The sequence below is a fragment of the Candidatus Abyssobacteria bacterium SURF_5 genome, from assembly GCA_003598085.1.
Lineage (GTDB): Bacteria > Abyssobacteria > SURF-5 > SURF-5 > SURF-5 > SURF-5.
The window spans coordinates 15,952-36,320 of sequence record QZKU01000061.1 but is presented as its reverse complement, the minus strand read 5'-3'; the positions used below and the strand labels follow the sequence as shown (position 1 = coordinate 36,320).

Here is a 20,369-nt window from a genome sequence, read left to right as displayed (position 1 = left end):
TCATCTCCAAAACCACAAAGGAAACCCAACAGAGCCAATAAGAAGGAGCAGTCAGCAAAAATCCGCCCCCAAGGGCCGATTTAGATGCGTAAGCCCTATCCGGAAAATAATGAAAGAAGACATTCAGCCGGCACATGTGATACAATTTGGTCCAACAGGATTCAAGCATTCATCTCCCAGGATTTCCTATACAGCGAAAAGAGGAGGAGAAGAGGTATGGTCGCCAAGAGAAAAGGTGCCACGGAGAAGCAGAGTCCACGAAAGGCCGCGGCGAAGAAAAAGGCTGCCCCGAAGACCACCAAGAAGAAGCAGGTCGCCCAAAAGAGCGTCAAGACGAAGCAGACCGCCCGAAAGAAACAACCGGCCACTCGGGCGTCTTTGATCAAATCGAAGCTGGCTGCGGCGGAAAAAGCCAGGAAGAAGCGGGCCGCGGCACAGAAGATTAAGGAGCAGGAGAAGAAGCGCGCGGCTGCGCAAAAAATCAAGGAGCAGGAGGACGCGGCTCTTTATTCGCTCGGCATCGCATTCGACGGAAGCGGGATCGTTCCCATAACAGAGGCGCGCATCTCAATGGTCGACATGGGATTCCTCCACAGCGATGTCTGCTATGATGTCGTGAGCGTCTGGAACGGGAGCTTTTTCAGGCTGAATGAGCATATGGACCGTTTCGAGAGAAGCTACCAGGGCCTCGGCTTCAAGCTGTCGTACACCAAAGAAGAGATGAGGCAGATACTGATAGACATGATCGCGCGGGCGAAGCTTAAGGATGCCTACGTCTTCATGTGCGCCACACGCGGCTTGCCGGATATGGAAGACCCGCGCGATATGGACAGATACCACCAAATGTTTTACGCGTTCGCCGTGCCGTTCATCTGGCTCGTCAGCCCGGACGAGCAGAAAATCGGGACCGATGTGATCATCAGCTCAGTTCCGCGGATACCGAAGGAATGCGTGGACCCCACGATAAAGAACCACCACTGGGGCGATCTGACCCGCGCCGAAAAGGAAGCCCATGCGAAGGGCGCGAAAACCGCTTTCCTTCTCGATCACGACGGCAATCTGACCGAGGGCGTGGGATTCAACATATTCATAATCAAAGACGGCAGGTTGCTAACTCCGGATTCGGGCTGCCTGTTGGGCATCACGCGACTCACCGTGTTTGATCTTGCCAGGGAAATGAATATCGAGGCGACAGCGTGCAAGATTTCTGCAGAGATGGTGCGCGCGGCCGATGAAATATTCATGTGTACCACGGCAGGCGGGATCATGCCCGTAAAATCGATCGACGACATCCCTCTCAGCGGCGGCAGGCCCGGCCCGATCACAATGAAGCTGCACGAGGCTTTCTGGAAAGCGCATGAAAGGCCCGAATATTCGACGCCGGTAAACTACAGTTGATCGCCTGATAAAAGAGACAACACTTCGCGGTCCGTAGGCCGAAGGGAAGAAGAGCCCCGAGCCCTAAGCCCGATATCCAAAATCGGGAGAGAGGAAAGTACCTTTGTCGTCTCTTTGGGTGCGGATTAATTCGACAGGTCGTCACTTTGTACTGAAATAGACACCAAATGAAAGGTGCGGGTCCCTTTCCAGTCCGGTGTCTCGCTGACAGTCGCCTGTCTTCATTCCCTGCTTTGCGTTCCCGCTCCGCCGGCGGCGCTGCCGCCGGAAATCGATCTTCGTATTTGCACCGCCGACGAACGCCGATACACGGCGCTTTTTGCCTGCTTTCCACGGTTCCCTCCTGGTGTCCCCGTGAATCCTGATGGCTCATCTTTCTCTTCCCGCAGAAGGATAACTTGCTCTTCGCATTGCTCCTATACAGTATTAAGATGCTCATCCAGAATGAGTCGCCGGTCATCTGACTAAAGGCTTGAACCGAAACGGCAAGTGAATTTGAGGGCGCCCATCCAGCGTCGCGTTGAGACGCCGGGAGATGGGCTTGCCGAAGTTGATTATTCCTTGTGCGTTTGCAAGGAGATCCTCATTATGAAGAGGGCCATGGGTCTCTCCCGGATTGGAGCGGACTGTCTCGGAACCAGTTTTGCGGGAAAAAACATATCGATTCAGCACAGAAGCTGGATACTCGTTTGTCTGTTTCTCGGCATGTTTGCCTGCCTTGCAGTCTTCTCCGGAGCCAGTTTCGCGCAGGTGGGACCGGAAGTAAAGACTCCGGAAGAAAAGGGACCTGCCGCTCCCCGGGAGGAACCGTCACCCGAGGTTCCGGAGAGAGTAGAGGTGAAACCCGTCACCCGCGACCACGAGATACGCGAGCGGCTTAATGACATCCTGGAGGCGACCGGCTGGTTTATGGATCTCGAGGTGCGGGTAGAGGATGGGGTGGTTTTCCTTGAGGGCGGGACGGAGACTGATGACCACAAAGAATGGGCCGCGGACCTGGCGCGCCGCACGCAGGATGTCACAGCGGTGGTCAACAAAATCGAGGTGGTGGAACCATCTGTCTGGGATTTTGAGCCGGCATTGGCTGGGTTGCGCGAACAGTGGCGCGATGTAATGCGAGGACTTCCCTTTGTCGCCTTCGGCTTACTCATTTTGGCTGTCGCATGGGGAATGGCCCGGCTGATTGCCATTACGACCCGGAGGTCTTTGGGCCGCCGGCAGGTCGCCCCCTTGCTGCGCGACGTCATAGCGCGCGGAGCCGGATTGGTTGTCCTCCTCGCAGGCCTGTACGTCGTGTTTCGGGTGGCGGGACTGACCACCATCGCTCTGACGGTTATTGGCGGAACAGGCTTGCTGGGAATCATTCTGGGCATTGCCTTTCGCGACATAACAGAGAACCTGCTGGCCAGCGTCTTCCTGAGTATTCAGAACCCATTCGGTGACGGCGACCTCATCGAAATTGCAGGAGTTACCGGATATGTTCAGCGGATGACCATACGCACTACGATCCTCATGACGCTGGACGGCAATCATGTGCAAATACCCAATGCCACTGTTTATAAGAGCACTATTCGCAATTTCTCGAGCAACCCCAATCGCCGTGAAGACTTCACTGTGGGAATCGGCTATGATGACGCGATTCCAGCCGCACAGGAAGTGGCCCTGAGAGTCTTGGCGGAACATCCGGCGGTTCTGAAGTCCCCGGAGCCATGGGTCCTCGTGGACGGCCTGGGCAAGTCCACGGTAAATCTGCGAGTTTACTTTTGGCTGGATGGAAGCCGGCACAGTTGGCTCAAGGTAAAATCGTCTGTCATTCGCCTGGTGAAACGCGCGTTTCAATCGGCGGGCATCTCCATGCCGGACGAGGCGCGGGAATTGATTTTTCCCCGCGGCGTGCCTGTCCGATTAGTTGAGCCCGAGGCCGTGAAGAAAGAAGAGGCAGCGGCGCCGCACCCGGAGTATCAGATACCTGAAGAGCCCGCAACGGTAACCACCGGCGCCGAAGGGGGATTGCGCAGTGAAGAAGGAGAGATCCGGGAGCAGGCGCGTCATTCCCGAACGCCGGAAGGAGGGGAAAATCTCCTGAAACCGATGGATACAACAAGGAAAGACAGGCCATAGACGGAGACCGGAAGAGCATCAAGTTCACAGTCCGTTTACGGCGCCGGAGCTCTGCGATGAGTTGACCCGGGTACGCGCCCGGTTCGTCTCCTTCAAGTAATTCGTGATCGTTAATTCCTTCAATGCGTCTTAATCCGGGGCTTTTGATATATCGAGCGAAGCAAAGCACCTGGCTCGTCCGAGAGACATGAGCCAGGCGACTGCGGCGCAGATGAGCAACACGATCCCGAACGCCGTCACAACGGACGCGCCCGTGGGCAGATCCCATTGGACGGACGCGAACATGCCAAACGCGCTCGCTACGAAGCCGAGCGTCCACCCGATCAGCAGGCGGCTCAGAATCCTTTGCGCGAACAACATTGCGCAGACGGCGGGCACAACGAGATAACTGAAGACGAGCAGCACGCCCGCAATCTGCACGGAACTGGTCACGACAAATCCGAACGTCACATAGAAAACGAAATCCCACCATCTGACGGACAGCCCTTTGCGCCAAGCCTCCTCCGCATCCAGCGATATCTGCAGGAACTTGTGCCGCAAAAGATAATGCACCACGCCGACCAGCGCGTAAATAATGAAAGTCTTCAATATGCCGGGCCACGTGACATAGAGAATGCTGCCCACGAGCATCGCGGTTATCGCCTCGTGTCCGTGCGGCGCCCGATCGAGCACAAGGATAGCTGCGGCCGAACAGACGGCATAGACGATCCCGATAATCGCCTCCTGCGGCACTTTCTCGTCACGGAACCGCCCGACCGAAAAAATCGCGGCCCCGACAAAGGTGAATCCGAGCGAGCAGCAGTATGCCTGCGGACTCCTCAACTCATATCCGAGCAGGAGCGCCAGCGTAGTTCCGAGCGCCGCCACCTGCGCCAGCGCGAGATCGACAAAGATGACGCCGCGACTGACGACGTGGAGCCCCAGATAGCAATGGATGCCGGTGAGAATGAGACATGCGGCGAACGGGGCCGCCATAAAGATAAGCGTGTCGTTCATAAGTTTTCTCCGCTGCCTTGTCGAGCCGACTGCGCGGCCTGCGCCGCCTCACGCCCTTTCACTTCCTGCAGTTTGTGGATCACGTTGCCGATGAGCGTGAAGTAATCGGTCACGCCGGGTTGGCCGCCGACCGCGTTAGCCACTTCCACCACGCGCAGTCCTGTCTTCTGCGCTACGAAATCCGCGGCTTTACGATCGTAGTACGGCTCCATCAGGATCATCTCGGCGTCGCCGCTCTGCGCGGTAGCGATGATGTGGCGCAGATGTCCCGGACTCGGCGGGATGCCCGGTTTGGGCTCGAGCTCGCCGACAATTTTCAGGCCGAACCGGTTCGCGAAATACGTCCAACTGCGATGATACGTGATCATCTCCGTGTTCCTCAATGGTCTCATTTGCCGGTACCACCCGCCGGCGGAATCCTGAAGGCCTTCCTTCTGCAGAAACGCTTCCAGTTGCCCGGCCGCTTCGAGCGACCACAGGCGGTCGCCGCCGACCCGATTGACGAGGTCCTCGCCAAACATCGCCAAATCGAGCCGCTTCTCGAAATCCGCGCAGCGCCGCTGGTAATCGGAGGCATGCGCGGGATCGAGTTCCTCGAGTTTGTCCGCTATCGATTTTGCAATCCTGCGACCATTATACGGATCGAGCCAGTAATGCGGATTTCCCAGCGGATGCACGTCGCCCATCGAGCGATCCACCTTTGTCTGCGGGACTTCGAGTCTGAGCGCCTCGAGTGAGGCGTCGAGGTAGCCCGGCTGCTGAAACCGGATCTTCGAGTTGCGCGAGCCGTCGATGACAAGCTGCTCGTATCCTATCTCCATTTCCATGCCAAGTTTGATGAACAGATCGGCTTTGCGCGCGTCGACCATATAGCTTGGTTTGGCCGTTATCGCATGCGGGTCTTCCTTGCCGGTGGCAAGCGAAGTGACCGAGACGTGTTCGCCGCCGACTTCCCCGGCGAGCGATTTCAGCACGGTATGCGTTGTGAGTATCCTCAATTTGGCCTCGCATTCGGCCGGCCTCATGAAACAGAGCGCCACCACGACTGCGGTCAAAGTCGAAAAAAGTCTTCTCCGGCACATGGTTTTTCACTCCCCTCTCTTAATATTCATGGGCGCGATGCGGCCCGAGCCCGAAATTCAACTGGACCCAGAGCAGATGCTCATCTTCATCCAGCGGATCGGCGAAATTGCGATCGATGAACATGTAGCCCAATCGCCAGAACACGTATTCACTTTGCAGAAACGTCAGATAGGCGGAATATCCTTTCTCGTGGAACTCTTCGAAATCGGGGAATTCGGAATAGTCATACCGCAGCGCGCCCTCCCATCGACGAGCAAACCGGTATCCGAGCGAAGAATACATGCCCCACGTGTCTTGCTCTCCGCGCTCTTCATTATCCTTTTGCGACAACAGGAACTCGGTCTGCCAGGTCAGGCCGTGATAGAGCGCCCGTTGCGGCGGAAGCCACCTGAGCGTGAGATCGATCCCCTCGAGCCACGTCCTGCTGCCGCCGTGCCCTTCGTCATTCGGGGCGGTCGCCGCAGTCGCCCCCAGTTCGAATGTGGTCGACTCGTTGATCTCGAAAAGATTCTTCATGTGGACGAGATGAGCGAAATCGTCGTAGTCCTCGCCGGCGAATGAGGACTGGTTGCTATTATTGAATACACCGTACACCAACTCAAGGTAATGGTCGGTGGGCGCAAGCCAGCTCACTTCGAATCCGTCGCCGATGAGGCCGTGGCCGCCGAAGTAGTTTTGGATCATCAGTGGATAGTCGACCCACGGCAGCGCGTGGAGATGGAGCGGGTTCACCTTGCCGAATTCCTCCCGCATCCTGCCTGCCCGCGCCTGCAGGCCGTAGGGAAGCGTGAGCGCGGTCAGATACGCCTCTTCAAGGTCGATCGCAAATCCGTGCTCGTGGGCCGCGGCCCCAGGGGTATCGTGTTCGTGAGATTCTTCCTCATGGGAATGCTCCTCGAATTCCTTCTCGACCGCAATGGTAACATCGGCGCGGGCGAATGGATCGAGCACTCCGGAGAAATTAACCTCGAGTTCTCTGAAGATGAACTCATCATCCGGCCGGTCCCCTTCGTTTTCATGGCTTGTGTACTGGGCGAGGAAATCTCCTATAACCGAGATGTCGGGGTTGAAACTTTGCAGGGAAAGACTCTGGGCCGACGCGGTCGGCGAATAAACGGGCGGCGGCTCGTAAAATTCCTCATATACGATGTCGGGCTCCTCCGCCCGCACCGCCCGCTCGGCTTCCAGTTGTCCCGTCAAATCCTGAATCTTCTGTTCAAGCGTATCGACCTCCTGGTCGTGTTGGCGCCGAAACTGTTCCAGCGCATTCCGGAGTTCCTGCACCTGACCCCTGAGCGCCTCGAGATCAGAATCTTGTGCCGCCTCAAGCGTCCGGGCAGGAGGCAAAAAGAGTATCATCACGAGAAGAAAGAGAATGCCGGTCCTCATATCTGGCTCCTGTCTCAGAAACATCACCCGCATGAATTGGGAGATGATTGGCCACTGCGTCTGAAAAAAGAGGTTAAGGGAAGAGAAAATTAGAGCGGCGGGCTTCGGGAGGCTTCGCTCGGCAGAAAACCGGATCGAACGGAATCTCGCGTTTGAACTGGATAGAAAACGGCAGCAACCGGACATTCATCTGAATGATCGGGGCTGATCGCGGCGGAACAACTCTGAAAGCTGCAGAAGGGGCAGGTTTCCTTCTTATGTGATGTATGGTCGAAAATGAGATGAAGATTGCCGAGAAGAAACGCAGATATGAGAAGGAGAATCAACCAAGGGGTCAGATTGCGCCGGCTGAACGGAGATTTTCGAGGGGCAAAAACGTCTCGCATGCTTGAATCGATCAATCCTGCCGTGATCTCACAACGAACACCCTTATATCATATTTCTTCGAAAATCGCAATTTCACGGTTAACGCCGACGCAGTTGAAGCAACCTCGTGAAGATCAACCCGTGGTCCCGCGCGTCATTGTAAGGAGTTGAACACCCTGAAGCTGCTTGAAACTTGCTCCCTCGGAAATCATTCTGATTACGGTATCCGGCTCCGTGACCTTGACGCCGGAAACAACATCGACACCGTGCTCGAACAGGACAGGCGCGAGCGGAGTGGAAGGTCCGAGCATCACGACGAATCTACCCCTGCAAAGCGGCATGAGGCGCTCGAAAGAATGGTTTATCAAGACCGTTCCACTCATGCCGACAACATCCGCTTGCGGAAGGATGCGTTCCGCCTCCTCCTCGGCCAGGTCACCCTCTTGCGGCTGCTTTTCCAAGACCCAGAGCCTTTCAGCCGTCTCCTTCAGCTTTGAGACGAACGGGAAATGGCCGACGATTACGATCTTTTTTCCGGTTCCTCTTCTTCTCAAAATCTCGAAGGCATTTTTTTCTTCACACCGGCTCAGGTCGATGTCTATTAATGAGTTGATTGCGGCCATTCCGATCGAGGCCTCGGCGACACTCGACGAATAGGCCATTTGCGCAAGCTCGAGCGCTGTTTTCGCCGTAAGCGAACCGGCCTCTTTGACCGGATATGATCCGTGGTGCGATCCTGCCTCGCGGATCGTGGAGGCAAGACCGCAATGCCTGCTGATGACGGACGTCCAGAAGATGCACGTGTTAACTTGCCTTACCGCGCTGTCCTCCCGGATAGTGGATATGAGATCATCGATCACTTTCATTGGTGGCAACATCCTCAGAGACCAAAGGGGCAAAAGCGGCGGAGTCCCAGTATTTGCGCGGCGCCGGCGATACTGACTCCGTAAAAGATGACAGGTTTTTTCTGTTCAAGAAACGTTTGTATCGTGTCATTTACCAGCGCGGTCCCTGTTACGAGCAGCAAGTCGGAGCGGGCGGCAAGACGCTCCGTCTCTTCCGGCCCATCTATGCTGACCCCACTAAATGTTTTGCCGATATTGTCTTCGTCCATATCCACAGCAGCGACGGTGAACCTCTTGCTGAGTTGCTCGAGCAATCTCGGCTGATGGCCGACCAGGAGAATGCGGGCGTTGGGATATTCTTTCGCGAGTGTCCTGGCGCACTCGATGCCGCAGCGAGCGGGACCGTCATCGCGGCAGTGGACGGTTCCCTCGATGAGTCCCAGCGATCGCATGACCGCGTTCAGGGAGGCAACAAAGATGGCGCGATGAAAATTATAAGCCATCTTGATCTGAAGAACATCCTCGATGCTGCCGCTCCACTGGCCGGTCATATCGCTGAAGGCGTGCCCCTTGGCTGAACGGAACGTTGCCTCCATCATCCGCTCTTTCCCCTTCAGGATGGGATAATCCTCACCGCCGGGATTCCCGATCGCCTCCCGCGGCGAAAGGCTTCGCGCCTGTATCTCAAGCCGCTCGAGCTGAAGGGAATTCTCGTCAGCCAATCGAGCAAAGGCTTTTTGCAGTTGTATATAAATGCCGGTGTTATTCATTTTACTTTCGTCACATGCCCTCTTGTCTGCCGATGTCGATTTCCTTTCAGCGGTGACGTTTCCCCGAAACCATGCAAAATAACAGGCTGCGCGGTTATGATGCAAGAGACCCCATAGGATCTCAGTAATCGTGCGTTCCCACTGCAACCGGGACCTTGAACATCTCTTCTATTTTCTTTTTTATGGCGTCGATGTTCATGGGACAGTTCATTATGGCGGTAGCTTTCTTGACGCACGTACCGAAATAGATTTCGTCGACTTTCTCGTCGAGGGCATCAAGCACCATCTTCTGCAGTTGCAGCTTTGGGAGCACCAGGCCGGGGCAGTCGCCGCAGCTTGTATTGAAGACCACCTGCCGGTCGTCACCCCCCTCGAAGACAAAGGCCTTGTTGTTGACGGCTTTAAAACATTTGGCGCATCCAATACAGGTTTGATCCTGAATTTTTTCACAAAAGATAATCCCGATTTTTTTTGCCACAGTTTATCGTCCTCCTTTTTATCGTCCTCCTTTTGCCCATGAGGTTTCCGGAGCTTATCGATGGTATTCATGGAATACCCGGCGAAACTACTTCTTTCGCGTGATGACTCCCGCGGTCTTGCCCTCTAACCGATAGATGTAGCCGTCTTCCGGTTTCGGCTCGACGTGAAAAACGCCTGCCACCTGGACCGGTTCGAGTCGCACGAACGCAGTGGGTTCATCCATTTCCACCAGCACGTACTGATTGTATTGCGGCCTGGGACCATAGCAACAGGTTTGCGTGCTTCGCAGCAGGCAAAACTGCTTGATTTTAGGGCCGGACTCGAGCGGGTACATAAAGCCGGTGATCTGGACAAACGCGTTGTCCGCCTCCATGACATCTTTCGGCGCCGGTGTCGGCCGTTCTCGCTCATAACGCCACTTCTTGAGGGTTGAAAACAAGAGAGCGTCCGCTTCCTTGCGGATCATGCGTTCGTTGATGCCGATGGTGTAATGCCCGGCCTGGTAGCCCTCGTCCCGGACCAGCGATTTCTTCTGGTCCGGCCACAGAAGGGATGGGATGAATTTTATCGCAACGATGATACCGAGAGCAACGGCTATCTTCAAAGACAGCCCGTACAATCTCTTCAAGAAGGTAACGCCCATGTTTACGGTAGCGCTCATTGATTCCCTGCAGGCTGTTTGCCGGCGAACATTCTTTACGATATCGGCGACAGGTTCTTTGCGGCATTCACCGCATAAGCCTGGAGTGCGGGCACCAAACCGGTTAGCGCTCCCAAGAGCAGTCCAACCGGCAGAATCCAGGCCTCTGCGCTCGAGACATAGAGGCCGCTTAGCCGGACACCCGTTTCGACTTTGATGAAATGAGCGCCAATAGCGACCAGGCCGTGCCCTGCGATCATGCCGGCCACGGCCGCGATCAGCGTGATGACGGCAGCCTCGGTGATAACCAACCCGAAGACCGTGCGGCGGTGCGCTCCCAGCGAGCGCATCAGGGCGATATCGCGGCGCCTCTGTTGAAGCGCATTATAAAGCGAAACGAAAAGGAACGCCGAGGCCATTACCGTGACTAGTACGGCGATCGCAGCGAGTACCTTGTCGACCCAGCCGATGATCTTAAAGAGACGGGGGAGAATCTCGTTCGGAACGACAAATTGCGCCTCTTTGCCCTGATTGATCTCAAATTTCAAATCCTGGATGCCCGGATGAATGATCCCGCTCCGGATGCGTTTCATTTTTAGATACGCGCCGCTGATTTCGCGGTGGGTTTCATCTTCGCCCATCACCGCAGTTTCCTCAGGATGTCCGGCGAGCCCGTAAAACGTGAGCAACGGGATGTAGACCGCCCGGTCATACGGCGTCCCCGTCGGCGCCATGGCGCCAACGAACGTGATGAAATCATGCACATGAACGGGATCGTTTTCGCTGATGCCGCAGACCGGGTTGAATTGATCCCCTGGCCGGATACCCAGTTCACGTGCGGCTTCGGCGCCGGCCACGGCTTCCATGCTTGAGGAAAACGGGCGCCCCCACCCGCCGCGAGAAGGGGAAAACGAAAAACGTTTGCCGTCTTCGTACTCGAATTCGGTAAAGAATCTGTCGTCGATCGCATTAACCCTGAAGCCGCCGTAGGAATGGCCAACGCAGAAAGGGATAGCCTGCGTCACCAGCGGATGCTGCGCGACCGCCTCATAATAATTCCACCTGATCTTGCCGGGCATATCTTCAAGATGGTAAAGCCCATTCAGCACTACCTGCAAAGGGGACCCTTTCGGTCCGAGGATGGCGTCGACGCCGAGGCCGACGCGGGTAAAATTGCGGTACGTTTGCTCGCGCAGCGAGGAGACACACACCAGCAGCGAGATTCCCAATGCGATAGCCACAATCGCAAGCGAGGATGATAGCCAGTGCTGCCGGAGGCTTTTCAAAACTATTTTCCAGAAACTCACCGTGGTGCTCCCGCGAAAGCGATATTCAATTCGAGGAAGGGGACTGCTTCTTCAAACCGCGCGACCACATCTTGCTCATGGCTCACCAGAACAAGGGAGCACTTTTCTTCCGAGCAGACCTCGCGAATGAGGTCGATGACCGCGCTGGAATTTACGGGATCGAGCGAGCCGGTAGGCTCGTCGGCCAGAATCAGCGCCGGTTTGTTCACGAGCGAGCGGGCCACGGCAACCCGCTGCTGTTGACCCATGGAGAGTTGAGCCGGACAGTGGCGCATCCGGTCGGCGAGACCGACTCGCTCGAGCAGAAGCTTTGCCGCCTCCTTATCCACCTTCTTTCCGGAAAAGCTGATTCCAAGCAATACGTTCTCCAGGGCGGTAAATCCCTGCAGCAGATTGAGCGACTGGAAGATATATCCAATGTGGCCGGCGCGGAAACTGTCAAGTTCGGCTTCGGTCATCTGATCGAGTCTGCGACCGCATATTTCGACCGAGCCTCCTGTCGGCGAAAGCAGCCCGGCCAGAATGTGCAGGAAAGTTGTCTTGCCGCATCCGGAAGGGCCCGATAGAGCCACCTGCCGGCCTGCCTCGAGCCTCCATTCCGGGATGGAAAGCACTGGGAACGAATTACCCGCGGCCGACAGGATCATACTCAGGTCACGCAGTGTGATGACATCTTGCATCTTTATGTCCCATGAGGAGGCGGTTCAGGACGATCCGCTTGTCACGAACAAGGCGGATGCTCGCATGGAGTGGTGCTCCCGCAGCAGGTGCTTCCTTTGCCGCATCTGGTTTTCGCGGTCGCCGCGTGTTCTCTTGCAATATTCGGCGCCGATATGAGGCGCTCGAGGTTGGTTGAGCCGCATCTTGAGCAAGAAGGCGATTCTCGTTCGAGCGAAGTCCGGATCAATACCTCGCTCTTCTCGCCGCAGTCGTTGCATTTGAAATCGTAGAGGGGCATTGCTCGCGTCCTTTCTTCAATATCTTACATCCCAGCGCGGCAGGGGGCCGCATGTCAATTGCATCATGATCCCGTGCGCTCCCCGGCATCACGCGATGCCGGGTCGTGCGCGCAGTTTAATGGTCGCAGACATTTTCGCCGAGCGCCAACGAATTTTGCATGTAGGCTTCTACTATGGCATCAGGCTCGCTGGACGGGGCGCCGATGATCACCTCTATTCCATTCTGCGCGAAAAGCTGCAAGGCTCTTTGTCCCATACCGCCCGCGATAATTACCGTGGCTCCGAGTTCATGCAGCCAGCGCGGCAGCAGCCCCGGCTGATGCTCCGGCGCCGGAATAGTTTCTTTTTTAATGACTTGCCTGGTTTCCATGTCCACATCGATAAGCGCGAAGTTCGCGCAATGACCGAAATGCGGGCACAGTCTTCCATCGATGACGGGTATTGCGATTCTCATTAATTTCTCCTTTTCATGATATCAAGCTTTGACGCTCTGCACATCCCCCATAGCCAATATGGGATGAATTACCTCCTCAAACGCTTTAGCGGTCTGCGTCCCGGCAAACCTGCGGCAGAAGGGTTGGCCGTCGTCGCTCGCCGTCACCACTAGCGGGTCGATCGGAATTTTTCCGAGGAACGGGACGCCCATCTCGGCAGCCATTTTTTGACCGCCACCCGACTTGAATATCTCATGGCGGCTGCCGCAGGTGGGGCAGATGAATCCGCTCATGTTCTCGATGACGCCGATCACGCGCAGATTCACGGTCCGGCAGAACGAGATGGATTTTCTGACGTCCGCAAGCGCAACCTGCTGTGGGGTGGTCACGATAACGGCGCCGGAGGCGTCCTCGATCAATTGCACCACCGAGAGCGGCTCGTCGCCCGTTCCGGGCGGGCAATCTATCACCAGGTAGTCCAGAGTCCCCCACTCGACGTCCCGCAGGAACTGCTTGATCAGTCCCATCTTCACCGGCCCTCGCCAGATAACGGCGTCATCGTGCCGCGGAAGGAAAAAGCCAAGCGACATGACCTTGAGTTTATCTTCGAAGAGCGTCGGATAGATTGTGCCATCAACAACGTTCGGCCGGTAGCCCTCGAGTCCGAGCAGCGTCGGGACGCTTGGTCCGTGCACATCGACATCCAGCAGGCCGACCTTCCTTTTGGCGAGCGCCAGCGACATCGCCATATTGACGGCGACGGTGCTTTTGCCGACGCCTCCTTTGCCCGAAAGAACGACCACTTTGTGTTTGATTTTGCACATCCGTTTTTGGAGCGCCTGGCGGTCAAGGAAATCCTTGGTGTCCTCATCTTTTTTCTGCGTCTTTGCGGAGCAGTCGTCTTTTCCACATGTTCCGCACTCAGTTGCTTCCATTCTTTTCCTCCTGAAAATTTATTCTCCGTGCTGAACAAGGGGGCCGGAAAGTTTTTTCTGGCCCTCGTCTGCGTCAAGTATCTGAGCAACTCTCTTCCAGATCCTCTTGATTTCTTCCGATACGGAGCCGTTGGAATATTCGATCACACTCGTGAAATGAACCTGCGCTTCCGTTACGATGCGATCGTAGGGGATGCGCCCGATCACTTCGATTCCGTCGGCTCGACAGGCATCTTCAATTGTGGTCGACATCTCCGGATTCAGGTCGAATTTGTTAATGCAGACGACGGTTCTGATTTTGAAATGATTCGCGAGCTGGTGCACCCGGCGGAGATCATGCAATCCTGAGAGCGTCGGCTCGGTCACAACCAGAACCAAATCAGTCCCGGTGATAGATGCAATTACCGGACATCCGATACCCGGCGGCCCATCAATGATTATCAGATTAAGCCCTTCTTTGAGGGCGATACCGCGCGCCTGGCTTCGCACCAGCGAGACCAGTTTTCCGGAATTTCCTTCGGCTATTCCGAGCTTCGCGTGCGTCATTGGCCCATAACGGGTCTCGGAGACAAACCACTCTCCGCTGACTACCTCCTCCAGAACAATGGCATCGGCAGGACAAACCTGCAGGCAAACGCCGCAGCCCTCACAACTTATTCGGTCTATATGGAAACAGGCCGGCACCACGCCGTTCTTTTTGACCGCGTCGAACCTGCACACGCGCTCGCATTCGCCGCATTCGGTGCATTTTACAGACAGAATCCGGGCCTTCTTCCCGCTGCGGAAGAGCTCCCGATGCCGGATGCGGGCGCCTACCACCAGATGCAGGTCGGCCGCATCGACGTCGCAATCGGCGAATATTTTTCTTTGCGCCAGCGCGGCAAAGGAAGCGACGAGGCTGGTCTTGCCCGTCCCTCCTTTGCCGCTGAGAACCACGAGTTGTTTCATCTGAGATTTTCCGCTTTATCCAGTGATAAAATGTAATTCGCTATTTCCGCCATGCGGCCTCTGAACCATGGCAGTGCTTGCACGGCCAGATGCCCTTGTGAATACGCTTGGGCGATTTGGCGGTCGTGAGGGAGTTGGAGAAGCACAGCAATCTGTTCGGCCTCGCAATATTTCAGCGTCTCATCGGTTCCGATGTCGCTTTGGTTTATGATTACGCCGAGCGGCAACCCGATCTCGCGAACCATCTCGACCGCCAGAACAAGATCGTTCAAACCGAACGGGGTCGGCTCCGTTACCAGGAGCACGAAATCGGTGTCCTTTACAGCCTCGATGACGGGACAGGACGTTCCTGGCGGCGCATCGATAATAGCGATGCTCTTTACCGGTATGTTCTCCTTCACGGCCCGAATGAGCGGAGCCGACATCGCCTCGCCCACTCGCATCTTTCCGTCGAGAAATCCGAGGGATCCTGATATGCCCATGCGAATCTGACCGACTTCCCGCTGCTTCTCCTCGATTGCCTTCTCCGGGCACACGAGAGCGCATCCGCCGCAGCCATGGCAAAGCTCGGGGAACGTCAGCACTTGCTTGTCGATGACGATAATCGCGCTGAACTGGCATGTTTTTCCGCACAGTCCACAGCCGCTGCACAATTCTTCATGTACTTCGGGCACGGGTACACCCACGGCATGCGTCTTGGTGATCTCGGGCAGCAAAAATATGTGTCCGTTCGGCTCTTCGACGTCGCAATCAACGTAGAACACGGGCAGCCATTGCTGAGCCAGGCAGGCGGCAAGGTTTGTCGCGATAGTGGTCTTCCCGGTCCCGCCTTTGCCGCTGGCAACCGCAACCCTGACACCTTTTTTCTCCAGAATATTCAGAAGCCTTCCCTTTCCTTCGCCGGTTCCACAGGTGGCCTTCCTCGGGTCCACCCTATCGGTCTATCAGTTGTTCGTTTGAAAAATCGGGGGAATAGCCTGCGGCTATGACTTAAGGCTGCTATGGGGGGGCAACCTTTCTCTGTCAATCAACCACGGCCGAACCGTCTGGTTGGCGCCATCCGTTGCCACAGGCCATCCCCCTTCGGACAGGAGAACCTGTCAAGCTGGATTAGCTTTTTTTCTCCTTGCTCAGTTCGTCGATCCGCTGTTTGATGTCCTCAAGAGCTTCATTGAAGTAGCTCGCCTGCTGCTGGAGCGCCTCCAATTCCTGCTCGCGCGTCGGCCCGACGGGGGACGGACCCCAGCCCGCTTGCGGCCAGACCGAGCCAAACCGCGCCCAGCCTGGTACGCCGGTTGCATAGAACCAATTACGCCGGCCGCGTCCGCCGCCGCCGCGTCCCCAGAAACCGCCGCGTCCGCGCCCGGCACCGGGAAACGCTGGATTCATCGATCCTGGCACTCCATAACCGGCACAGTAGCCGGCGGCTCTACCCGTCATTGGGCCGGCGCCCATCGGTCCAGTTCCATCACCGCGTGGCATGCTGCTCACCTCCTTCGGCAAAAACCTCCTGCCGTCAAATCCAATGTCCTTCGACATTGGCGCCGTCGGTCGACTGTAAAGCACCTTCTTTGAATTGCCGAAGAGCGTGCTCGACAGTGCCCGAGGCGCCCAAATATATCTGTATCCCCGCCGCATTCAATATCGAGAAAGCCTTTGGGCCCACATTTCCGGTGACAATCGCTTTCACGCCTAATTCCGCCACTGCGCGGCCGGCCTGAATGCCCGCCCCCTGCGCCGCCTGCAGGTTCACTGCATTATCAACGGCTTTGAATTCGCCGGTCTCGGAATCGATTACAAGAAAAAATTTCGCGCGCCCAAAGCGTGGATCAACCGGGCTCTGCATCGCGTCTCCCTGAGATGTTATCGCAATTTTCATAACGTTTCCTCCGGATATTTGGTCATATGTCGGCGGGCTCGCCTGCATTGTCTTCGGTTCTGCCGGTTGCATCCCGGCATCAGAAACGGTCCGTCCAGCGGGAGTCCGTTCAGGTATCTCGGCAAAACATCGTCGACCGCACCCGATATCCACGGAATGACCTCGATGCCGTTTGCCTTCAACATATTCGCCAAATGCCTTGATACGGCCCCGCATATCAGCGAGTCCACCTCGAGCTCCTCCAGACGTTTGGCGCGCTGAGCGGGCGGCAAACCGATGATGGGATACTCCATCCGAGCAACTTCGTGGCCCTCCTCAACCTCAAGAATCACCAGATGCTCGGCAGTATCGAAGACCGGCGATATTCTTGATTGCCATACGGGAAAAGCTACTTTCATTTTTTGTTCCTCAGTTTCCCTAAAGAGCATCCATTATGCCAAAAGAATAAGAAGCCGTCATCTTGATCGTAAATATCTTAATTGCAAGGTGTTATCACCAAAACGAGCATCTGAATCTTGGGCGGCAGATACGACCAGTATTGCGCATTCGCAAATGGAGACGCCGCCTGTCGTTGCAGATTTGCATTGACATCCTTCCGCCTTTGCTATAAAATAGCGTTATGGGATTTACGGATGTGGTCTTATGGAATACAAGAATCATATAAAGCGAAGCGAAGAGCGCGACATCATTCTTGACAGCATTGCTGACGGCGTTTTTACGGTTGACGGTGAGTGGAAGATTACCTCATTCAATCGAGCCGCCGAGGAGATAACCGGCATTCCTCGTCAGGAAGCCATTGGGCGGAAATGCTGCGACGTATTCAAGGCCAGCATTTGCGAGGGCAGTTGCGCCTTGCGCCACACGCTGGAGAGCGGCCAGCAAATCGTCAACAAGGCGGTGTTTATCATTACGGCGGAAGGCGAGCGCATTCCCATAAGCATTTCAACCGCCTTACTCAAGGGCGCCGACGGGCGAACGATTGGCGGAGTGGAGACTTTCCGGGATCTGAGTGTTGTCGAGGATCTTCGAAAGGAGATCGGCCGCAAATACACGTTCGCCGATATAATCAGCAAGAATCACAAAATGCAGGAGTTGTTCGACATCATGCCCGAAATTGCGGAAAGCGACAGCACTGTCCTTCTCGAGGGGGAGAGTGGAACGGGAAAGGAGCTTTTTGCGCGGGCGATTCATAGCTTGAGCCACCGCCGCAAGAAACCAATGATCACGGTCAACTGCGGCGCCCTGCCGGACACGCTGCTCGAGTCGGAGCTGTTCGGCTATAAGGCGGGCGCGTTTACAGACGCCAAGAAGGACAAGCCGGGCAGGTTTGCACTTGCCGACAGCGGCACAATCTTTCTTGACGAGATCGGGGATGTTTCGCCTGCGCTGCAGGTGAGATTGCTGCGCGTGCTGCAGGAGCGGATTTATGAGCCGCTTGGCTCGACTCAGTCTGTATCCGCAAACGTGCGGGTCGTCACCGCAACGAACAAGGACCTGACTCAGTTGGTGGCAAGCGGCCGGTTCCGCCAGGACTTGTACTACCGCATCAATGTGGTGAAACTCTCCTTGCCGCCCTTGCGAAAAAGGATGGAAGACGTTCCGCTCCTGGTGGACCACCTTGTCGCCCGCTTTAACCGGCTTCGCGGGAAGGAGATCGCGGGCGTCTCACCCGATACGCTCGCGATCCTCATGAATCACGACTTTCAGGGAAACGTGCGCGAACTGGAAAATATCATCGAGCACGCTTTCGTGTTGTGCCGCGGCAACATGATTTTGCCGGCACACTTGCCGCAATACCTGCGACCGGAATTGGAGAAGGCCATCGCGAGTCCATTGGATCTCAATTTCCGCGAGATCGAGGCGCAATTCATCCGCAACTGCCTCCAGCGCAACAACTGGAATCGCACCGCCGCCGCCCATGAGCTCGGGATTCACAAGACTACGCTCTGGCGCAAGATGAAACGGCTGGGAATCGATCTGCCGGAGTAAGCGGGTTAAGGCGCATCTCCAGTTTCCGCAAAAACCCCCTTCACCGTGATATTTGCCTTTAAGTCCGAGTTTTTGATAGAATTCATAACGCGCTCTCTCTCAAATGTTGGCGGAGAAGTCCGCCGCCCAGGCTGATCCCAGCTTGCAAGACTGCGCGCATTATCAAGTTTTGGCAGGTGAACCCCCTTAAGCCGCCAAAGCCTTCCTCGTGTTAGCGATAAACTAGGGACAACTATGCAGAACAGTCCTGACAGAGTTGCCGAGGCTCAATTGTCCAATCCTGCCTTGTGGGCCAGCGGCGCCGATCGAAAAGAGACGCCCACGGATGTCGCTTTAAAGGCGCTTCAAAAGCGTCCAAAGTTCTCGATCCGGATGCAGATTTATGTCGCCGTGGCCGTATCCTTTGTCATTTTTTTCGGCGTTGCGATGTCACTCCTCATTACCACATACCTCATAGAGCACAAGGTTCGTTTTCTGGAGATTTCCAACAGTTATCTTTTTGAGATACAGCAGGCCCGTCGCTTCGAGAAGAATTTCTTTCTTTATGGAACTAACATGGACGAGGCATTGGAGAATATTGCGAACGCCAGACAGGTGCTTTTGGAGAATGCGGAGGGTCTGGAGGGAGTGATGGGGGAAAAGGGGTTTTCAATCATTTTGCCCCGCCTGAAGGAGTATGAAGATTCACTGCTGAAGCTTCGGCAATCGGAACTTTCATCCGGCGGCGATTCTTCTCCGCTGAAGAAGCAGGCCGAAGCGGAAGTTCGCAGAAATGGGCAGGAGATAGTGAATTTCGCCGAGCACCTGATGCAGGAGGAAAAAAGGGCTCTCGACAAGATGATCCTTCTCTCGCGGAAAGTGCATATTTATTCGTTCGTGTTCTTATTTTGTTTTTTTGCGTTTAACACCTATTTTTTGGGACGGAGAGTGCTCAGGCCTCTCTGGCGTTTTGTTGCGTATGCGGAACGCATAGCGACGGGCGATTACTCCCCTATCACCCCTGCGCGTCGCTACCGCGATGAGTTTTCGAATCTTGCCGTCGCTATCAACAAGATGATCAGGGAAATCGAGATCAAACAGGACCAGTTAATTCAATCTCACAAAGTGGCTGCCATAGGCCTTCTCACTTCCGGTGTTGCGCATGAGCTTAACAATCCCATAAACAACATAAATATTACCGCGGAATACATCCTGGAGAACTATGACGGCCTTGACAATCAAGAGAAGAGGCGTCTTCTGGGAGAGATCATGCAGCAAGGGGACCGGGCGAGCAGCACGGTAAAGGAGCTTCTGCATTTCACCCGTGTGAAGCCGGACGCATTCGAGCAGTTGGACATTACTTCGGTAATCGAGGACATCTTGCGCCTGCTCCAAAATCAGATGAACCTGAACGGGATCACGGTGGAAAAGGATTATCCTCCGGTCGTTCCGGTGGTAAACGGCAACAGGAATAATTTGCAGCAGGTGTTCTTGAATCTGTTGACCAACGCCATACAAGCCATGCCTTCGGGAGGCAAGCTACGCCTGGTCATAAGCGACACGCATGTAGGACTTTTGAAGATCGACGTAATCGACACGGGGGTCGGCATCAAGCAAGAACATCTCCAGTTGATTTTCGACCCGTATTTCACCACCAAGAACATCAATGAAGGGACGGGCCTGGGGCTTTCGGTGTGCTTCGGCATTATCAAGAAGCACACCGGGAAAATTATGGTTTCGAGCGAGGTTGGAAAGGGTTCAACATTCAGTGTTTACCTGCCCTGCTTCAGCCCGGATTCGAGCCGCGGGGCTGAAACGGGTGCAGGAGGAATACAGGAGATCAGTCGATAA

The 20,369-nt window shown here is 55.6% G+C and carries 22 protein-coding genes; 4 read left to right on the top strand and 18 right to left on the bottom strand.

What is annotated here, in order from left to right; translation table 11 throughout:
• Positions 1-84: 84 nt before the first annotated feature.
• Together C4520_08795 and C4520_08790 are read left to right on the top strand one after the other, a co-directional pair.
• Positions 85-1,398 (top strand): hypothetical protein, encoded by a 1,314-nt coding sequence (locus C4520_08795; GenBank protein ID RJP22142.1) that lies wholly within the window; start codon positions 85-87, stop codon positions 1,396-1,398.
• A gap of 705 nt (positions 1,399-2,103) precedes the next feature.
• On the top strand, positions 2,104-3,519 hold the full coding sequence (locus C4520_08790; protein RJP22146.1) for a BON domain-containing protein: 1,416 nt from the start codon (positions 2,104-2,106) through the stop codon (positions 3,517-3,519).
• 129 nt (positions 3,520-3,648) lie between these two features.
• Here C4520_08790 and C4520_08785 read toward each other — a convergent pair whose 3' ends face one another.
• From C4520_08785 to C4520_08700, 18 genes are all read right to left on the bottom strand, one after another.
• Complete coding sequence (locus C4520_08785) at positions 3,649-4,515, bottom strand: metal ABC transporter permease (GenBank protein RJP22141.1); 867 nt, start codon at positions 4,513-4,515, stop codon at positions 3,649-3,651.
• The gene (locus C4520_08780; GenBank protein ID RJP22140.1) at positions 4,512-5,597 is read right to left on the bottom strand and encodes a zinc ABC transporter substrate-binding protein; all 1,086 of its coding nucleotides are present in this window, start codon (positions 5,595-5,597) and stop codon (positions 4,512-4,514) included. The genes C4520_08785 and C4520_08780 overlap by 4 nt, the downstream gene beginning before the upstream one ends.
• Before the next feature lie 19 nt (positions 5,598-5,616).
• Positions 5,617-6,987 (bottom strand): hypothetical protein, encoded by a 1,371-nt coding sequence (locus C4520_08775; GenBank protein ID RJP22139.1) that lies wholly within the window; start codon positions 6,985-6,987, stop codon positions 5,617-5,619.
• A gap of 89 nt (positions 6,988-7,076) precedes the next feature.
• Positions 7,077-7,373, bottom strand: a complete 297-nt coding sequence (locus C4520_08770) for a hypothetical protein (GenBank protein RJP22138.1) — start codon at positions 7,371-7,373, stop codon at positions 7,077-7,079.
• A gap of 114 nt (positions 7,374-7,487) precedes the next feature.
• The gene (locus tag C4520_08765) at positions 7,488-8,219 is read right to left on the bottom strand and encodes a hypothetical protein (GenBank protein ID RJP22137.1); all 732 of its coding nucleotides are present in this window, start codon (positions 8,217-8,219) and stop codon (positions 7,488-7,490) included.
• Between the two features lie 14 nt (positions 8,220-8,233).
• Positions 8,234-8,968, bottom strand: coding sequence for a hypothetical protein (locus tag C4520_08760; GenBank protein RJP22136.1), 735 nt, complete (start codon positions 8,966-8,968; stop codon positions 8,234-8,236).
• Positions 8,969-9,089: 121 nt separating this feature from the next.
• Positions 9,090-9,446, bottom strand: a complete 357-nt coding sequence (locus C4520_08755; protein ID RJP22135.1) for a CGGC domain-containing protein — start codon at positions 9,444-9,446, stop codon at positions 9,090-9,092.
• Between the two features lie 87 nt (positions 9,447-9,533).
• A complete protein-coding gene (locus C4520_08750; protein RJP22134.1) occupies positions 9,534-10,109 on the bottom strand; it encodes a DUF3299 domain-containing protein in 576 nt (191 codons plus the stop codon).
• Between the two features lie 35 nt (positions 10,110-10,144).
• The gene (locus C4520_08745) at positions 10,145-11,395 is read right to left on the bottom strand and encodes an ABC transporter permease (GenBank protein RJP22133.1); all 1,251 of its coding nucleotides are present in this window, start codon (positions 11,393-11,395) and stop codon (positions 10,145-10,147) included.
• The gene (locus C4520_08740) at positions 11,392-12,042 is read right to left on the bottom strand and encodes an ABC transporter ATP-binding protein (GenBank protein ID RJP22145.1); all 651 of its coding nucleotides are present in this window, start codon (positions 12,040-12,042) and stop codon (positions 11,392-11,394) included. The genes C4520_08745 and C4520_08740 overlap by 4 nt, the downstream gene beginning before the upstream one ends.
• Before the next feature lie 74 nt (positions 12,043-12,116).
• On the bottom strand, positions 12,117-12,353 hold the full coding sequence (locus tag C4520_08735; GenBank protein ID RJP22132.1) for a zinc ribbon domain-containing protein: 237 nt from the start codon (positions 12,351-12,353) through the stop codon (positions 12,117-12,119).
• A gap of 116 nt (positions 12,354-12,469) precedes the next feature.
• Positions 12,470-12,808 carry an ATPase gene (locus C4520_08730; GenBank protein ID RJP22131.1) on the bottom strand — a complete coding sequence of 113 codons (339 nt, stop codon included), beginning with the start codon at positions 12,806-12,808 and terminating at the stop codon, positions 12,470-12,472.
• A gap of 21 nt (positions 12,809-12,829) precedes the next feature.
• The gene (locus C4520_08725) at positions 12,830-13,723 is read right to left on the bottom strand and encodes an ATP-binding protein (protein ID RJP22130.1); all 894 of its coding nucleotides are present in this window, start codon (positions 13,721-13,723) and stop codon (positions 12,830-12,832) included.
• 18 nt (positions 13,724-13,741) lie between these two features.
• On the bottom strand, positions 13,742-14,671 hold the full coding sequence (locus C4520_08720; protein ID RJP22129.1) for a (4Fe-4S)-binding protein: 930 nt from the start codon (positions 14,669-14,671) through the stop codon (positions 13,742-13,744).
• Positions 14,668-15,543 carry a (4Fe-4S)-binding protein gene (locus tag C4520_08715; protein ID RJP22144.1) on the bottom strand — a complete coding sequence of 292 codons (876 nt, stop codon included), beginning with the start codon at positions 15,541-15,543 and terminating at the stop codon, positions 14,668-14,670. The genes C4520_08720 and C4520_08715 overlap by 4 nt, the downstream gene beginning before the upstream one ends.
• 238 nt (positions 15,544-15,781) lie before the next feature.
• Complete coding sequence (locus C4520_08710) at positions 15,782-16,153, bottom strand: hypothetical protein (GenBank protein ID RJP22143.1); 372 nt, start codon at positions 16,151-16,153, stop codon at positions 15,782-15,784.
• Between the two features lie 34 nt (positions 16,154-16,187).
• On the bottom strand, positions 16,188-16,550 hold the full coding sequence (locus C4520_08705; GenBank protein ID RJP22128.1) for a dinitrogenase iron-molybdenum cofactor biosynthesis protein: 363 nt from the start codon (positions 16,548-16,550) through the stop codon (positions 16,188-16,190).
• A complete protein-coding gene (locus C4520_08700) occupies positions 16,547-16,978 on the bottom strand; it encodes a hypothetical protein (protein RJP22127.1) in 432 nt (143 codons plus the stop codon). The genes C4520_08705 and C4520_08700 overlap by 4 nt, the downstream gene beginning before the upstream one ends.
• 214 nt (positions 16,979-17,192) lie before the next feature.
• On the opposite strand from C4520_08700, the gene C4520_08695 reads away from it, so the two are divergent.
• Both C4520_08695 and C4520_08690 read left to right on the top strand, forming a co-directional pair.
• Positions 17,193-18,539: a PAS domain-containing protein gene (locus C4520_08695; protein ID RJP22126.1), complete on the top strand. Its 1,347-nt coding sequence runs from the start codon at positions 17,193-17,195 to the stop codon at positions 18,537-18,539.
• Between the two features lie 234 nt (positions 18,540-18,773).
• On the top strand, positions 18,774-20,369 hold the full coding sequence (locus tag C4520_08690; GenBank protein RJP22125.1) for a sensor histidine kinase: 1,596 nt from the start codon (positions 18,774-18,776) through the stop codon (positions 20,367-20,369).

Bases quoted from the DNA above. Each gene is read 5' to 3' on its own strand.
- C4520_08710 (RJP22143.1), bottom strand. From the start codon at position 16,153: ATGCCACGCGGTGATGGAACTGGACCGATGGGCGCCGGCCCAATGACG.
- C4520_08690 (RJP22125.1), top strand. From the start codon at position 18,774: ATGCAGAACAGTCCTGACAGAGTTGCCGAGGCTCAATTGTCCAATCCT.
- C4520_08705 (RJP22128.1), bottom strand. From the start codon at position 16,550: ATGAAAATTGCGATAACATCTCAGGGAGACGCGATGCAGAGCCCGGTT.
- C4520_08790 (RJP22146.1), top strand. From the start codon at position 2,104: ATGTTTGCCTGCCTTGCAGTCTTCTCCGGAGCCAGTTTCGCGCAGGTG.
- C4520_08720 (RJP22129.1), bottom strand. From the start codon at position 14,671: ATGAAACAACTCGTGGTTCTCAGCGGCAAAGGAGGGACGGGCAAGACC.
- C4520_08700 (RJP22127.1), bottom strand. From the start codon at position 16,978: ATGCTCTTTAGGGAAACTGAGGAACAAAAAATGAAAGTAGCTTTTCCC.
- C4520_08695 (RJP22126.1), top strand. From the start codon at position 17,193: ATGGAATACAAGAATCATATAAAGCGAAGCGAAGAGCGCGACATCATT.
- C4520_08780 (RJP22140.1), bottom strand. From the start codon at position 5,597: ATGTGCCGGAGAAGACTTTTTTCGACTTTGACCGCAGTCGTGGTGGCG.
- C4520_08795 (RJP22142.1), top strand. From the start codon at position 85: ATGCGTAAGCCCTATCCGGAAAATAATGAAAGAAGACATTCAGCCGGC.
- C4520_08730 (RJP22131.1), bottom strand. From the start codon at position 12,808: ATGAGAATCGCAATACCCGTCATCGATGGAAGACTGTGCCCGCATTTC.
- C4520_08740 (RJP22145.1), bottom strand. From the start codon at position 12,042: ATGATCCTGTCGGCCGCGGGTAATTCGTTCCCAGTGCTTTCCATCCCG.
- C4520_08750 (RJP22134.1), bottom strand. From the start codon at position 10,109: ATGAGCGCTACCGTAAACATGGGCGTTACCTTCTTGAAGAGATTGTAC.
- C4520_08770 (RJP22138.1), bottom strand. From the start codon at position 7,373: ATGCGAGACGTTTTTGCCCCTCGAAAATCTCCGTTCAGCCGGCGCAAT.
- C4520_08775 (RJP22139.1), bottom strand. From the start codon at position 6,987: ATGAGGACCGGCATTCTCTTTCTTCTCGTGATGATACTCTTTTTGCCT.
- C4520_08785 (RJP22141.1), bottom strand. From the start codon at position 4,515: ATGAACGACACGCTTATCTTTATGGCGGCCCCGTTCGCCGCATGTCTC.
- C4520_08760 (RJP22136.1), bottom strand. From the start codon at position 8,968: ATGAATAACACCGGCATTTATATACAACTGCAAAAAGCCTTTGCTCGA.
- C4520_08765 (RJP22137.1), bottom strand. From the start codon at position 8,219: ATGAAAGTGATCGATGATCTCATATCCACTATCCGGGAGGACAGCGCG.
- C4520_08725 (RJP22130.1), bottom strand. From the start codon at position 13,723: ATGGAAGCAACTGAGTGCGGAACATGTGGAAAAGACGACTGCTCCGCA.
- C4520_08735 (RJP22132.1), bottom strand. From the start codon at position 12,353: ATGCCCCTCTACGATTTCAAATGCAACGACTGCGGCGAGAAGAGCGAG.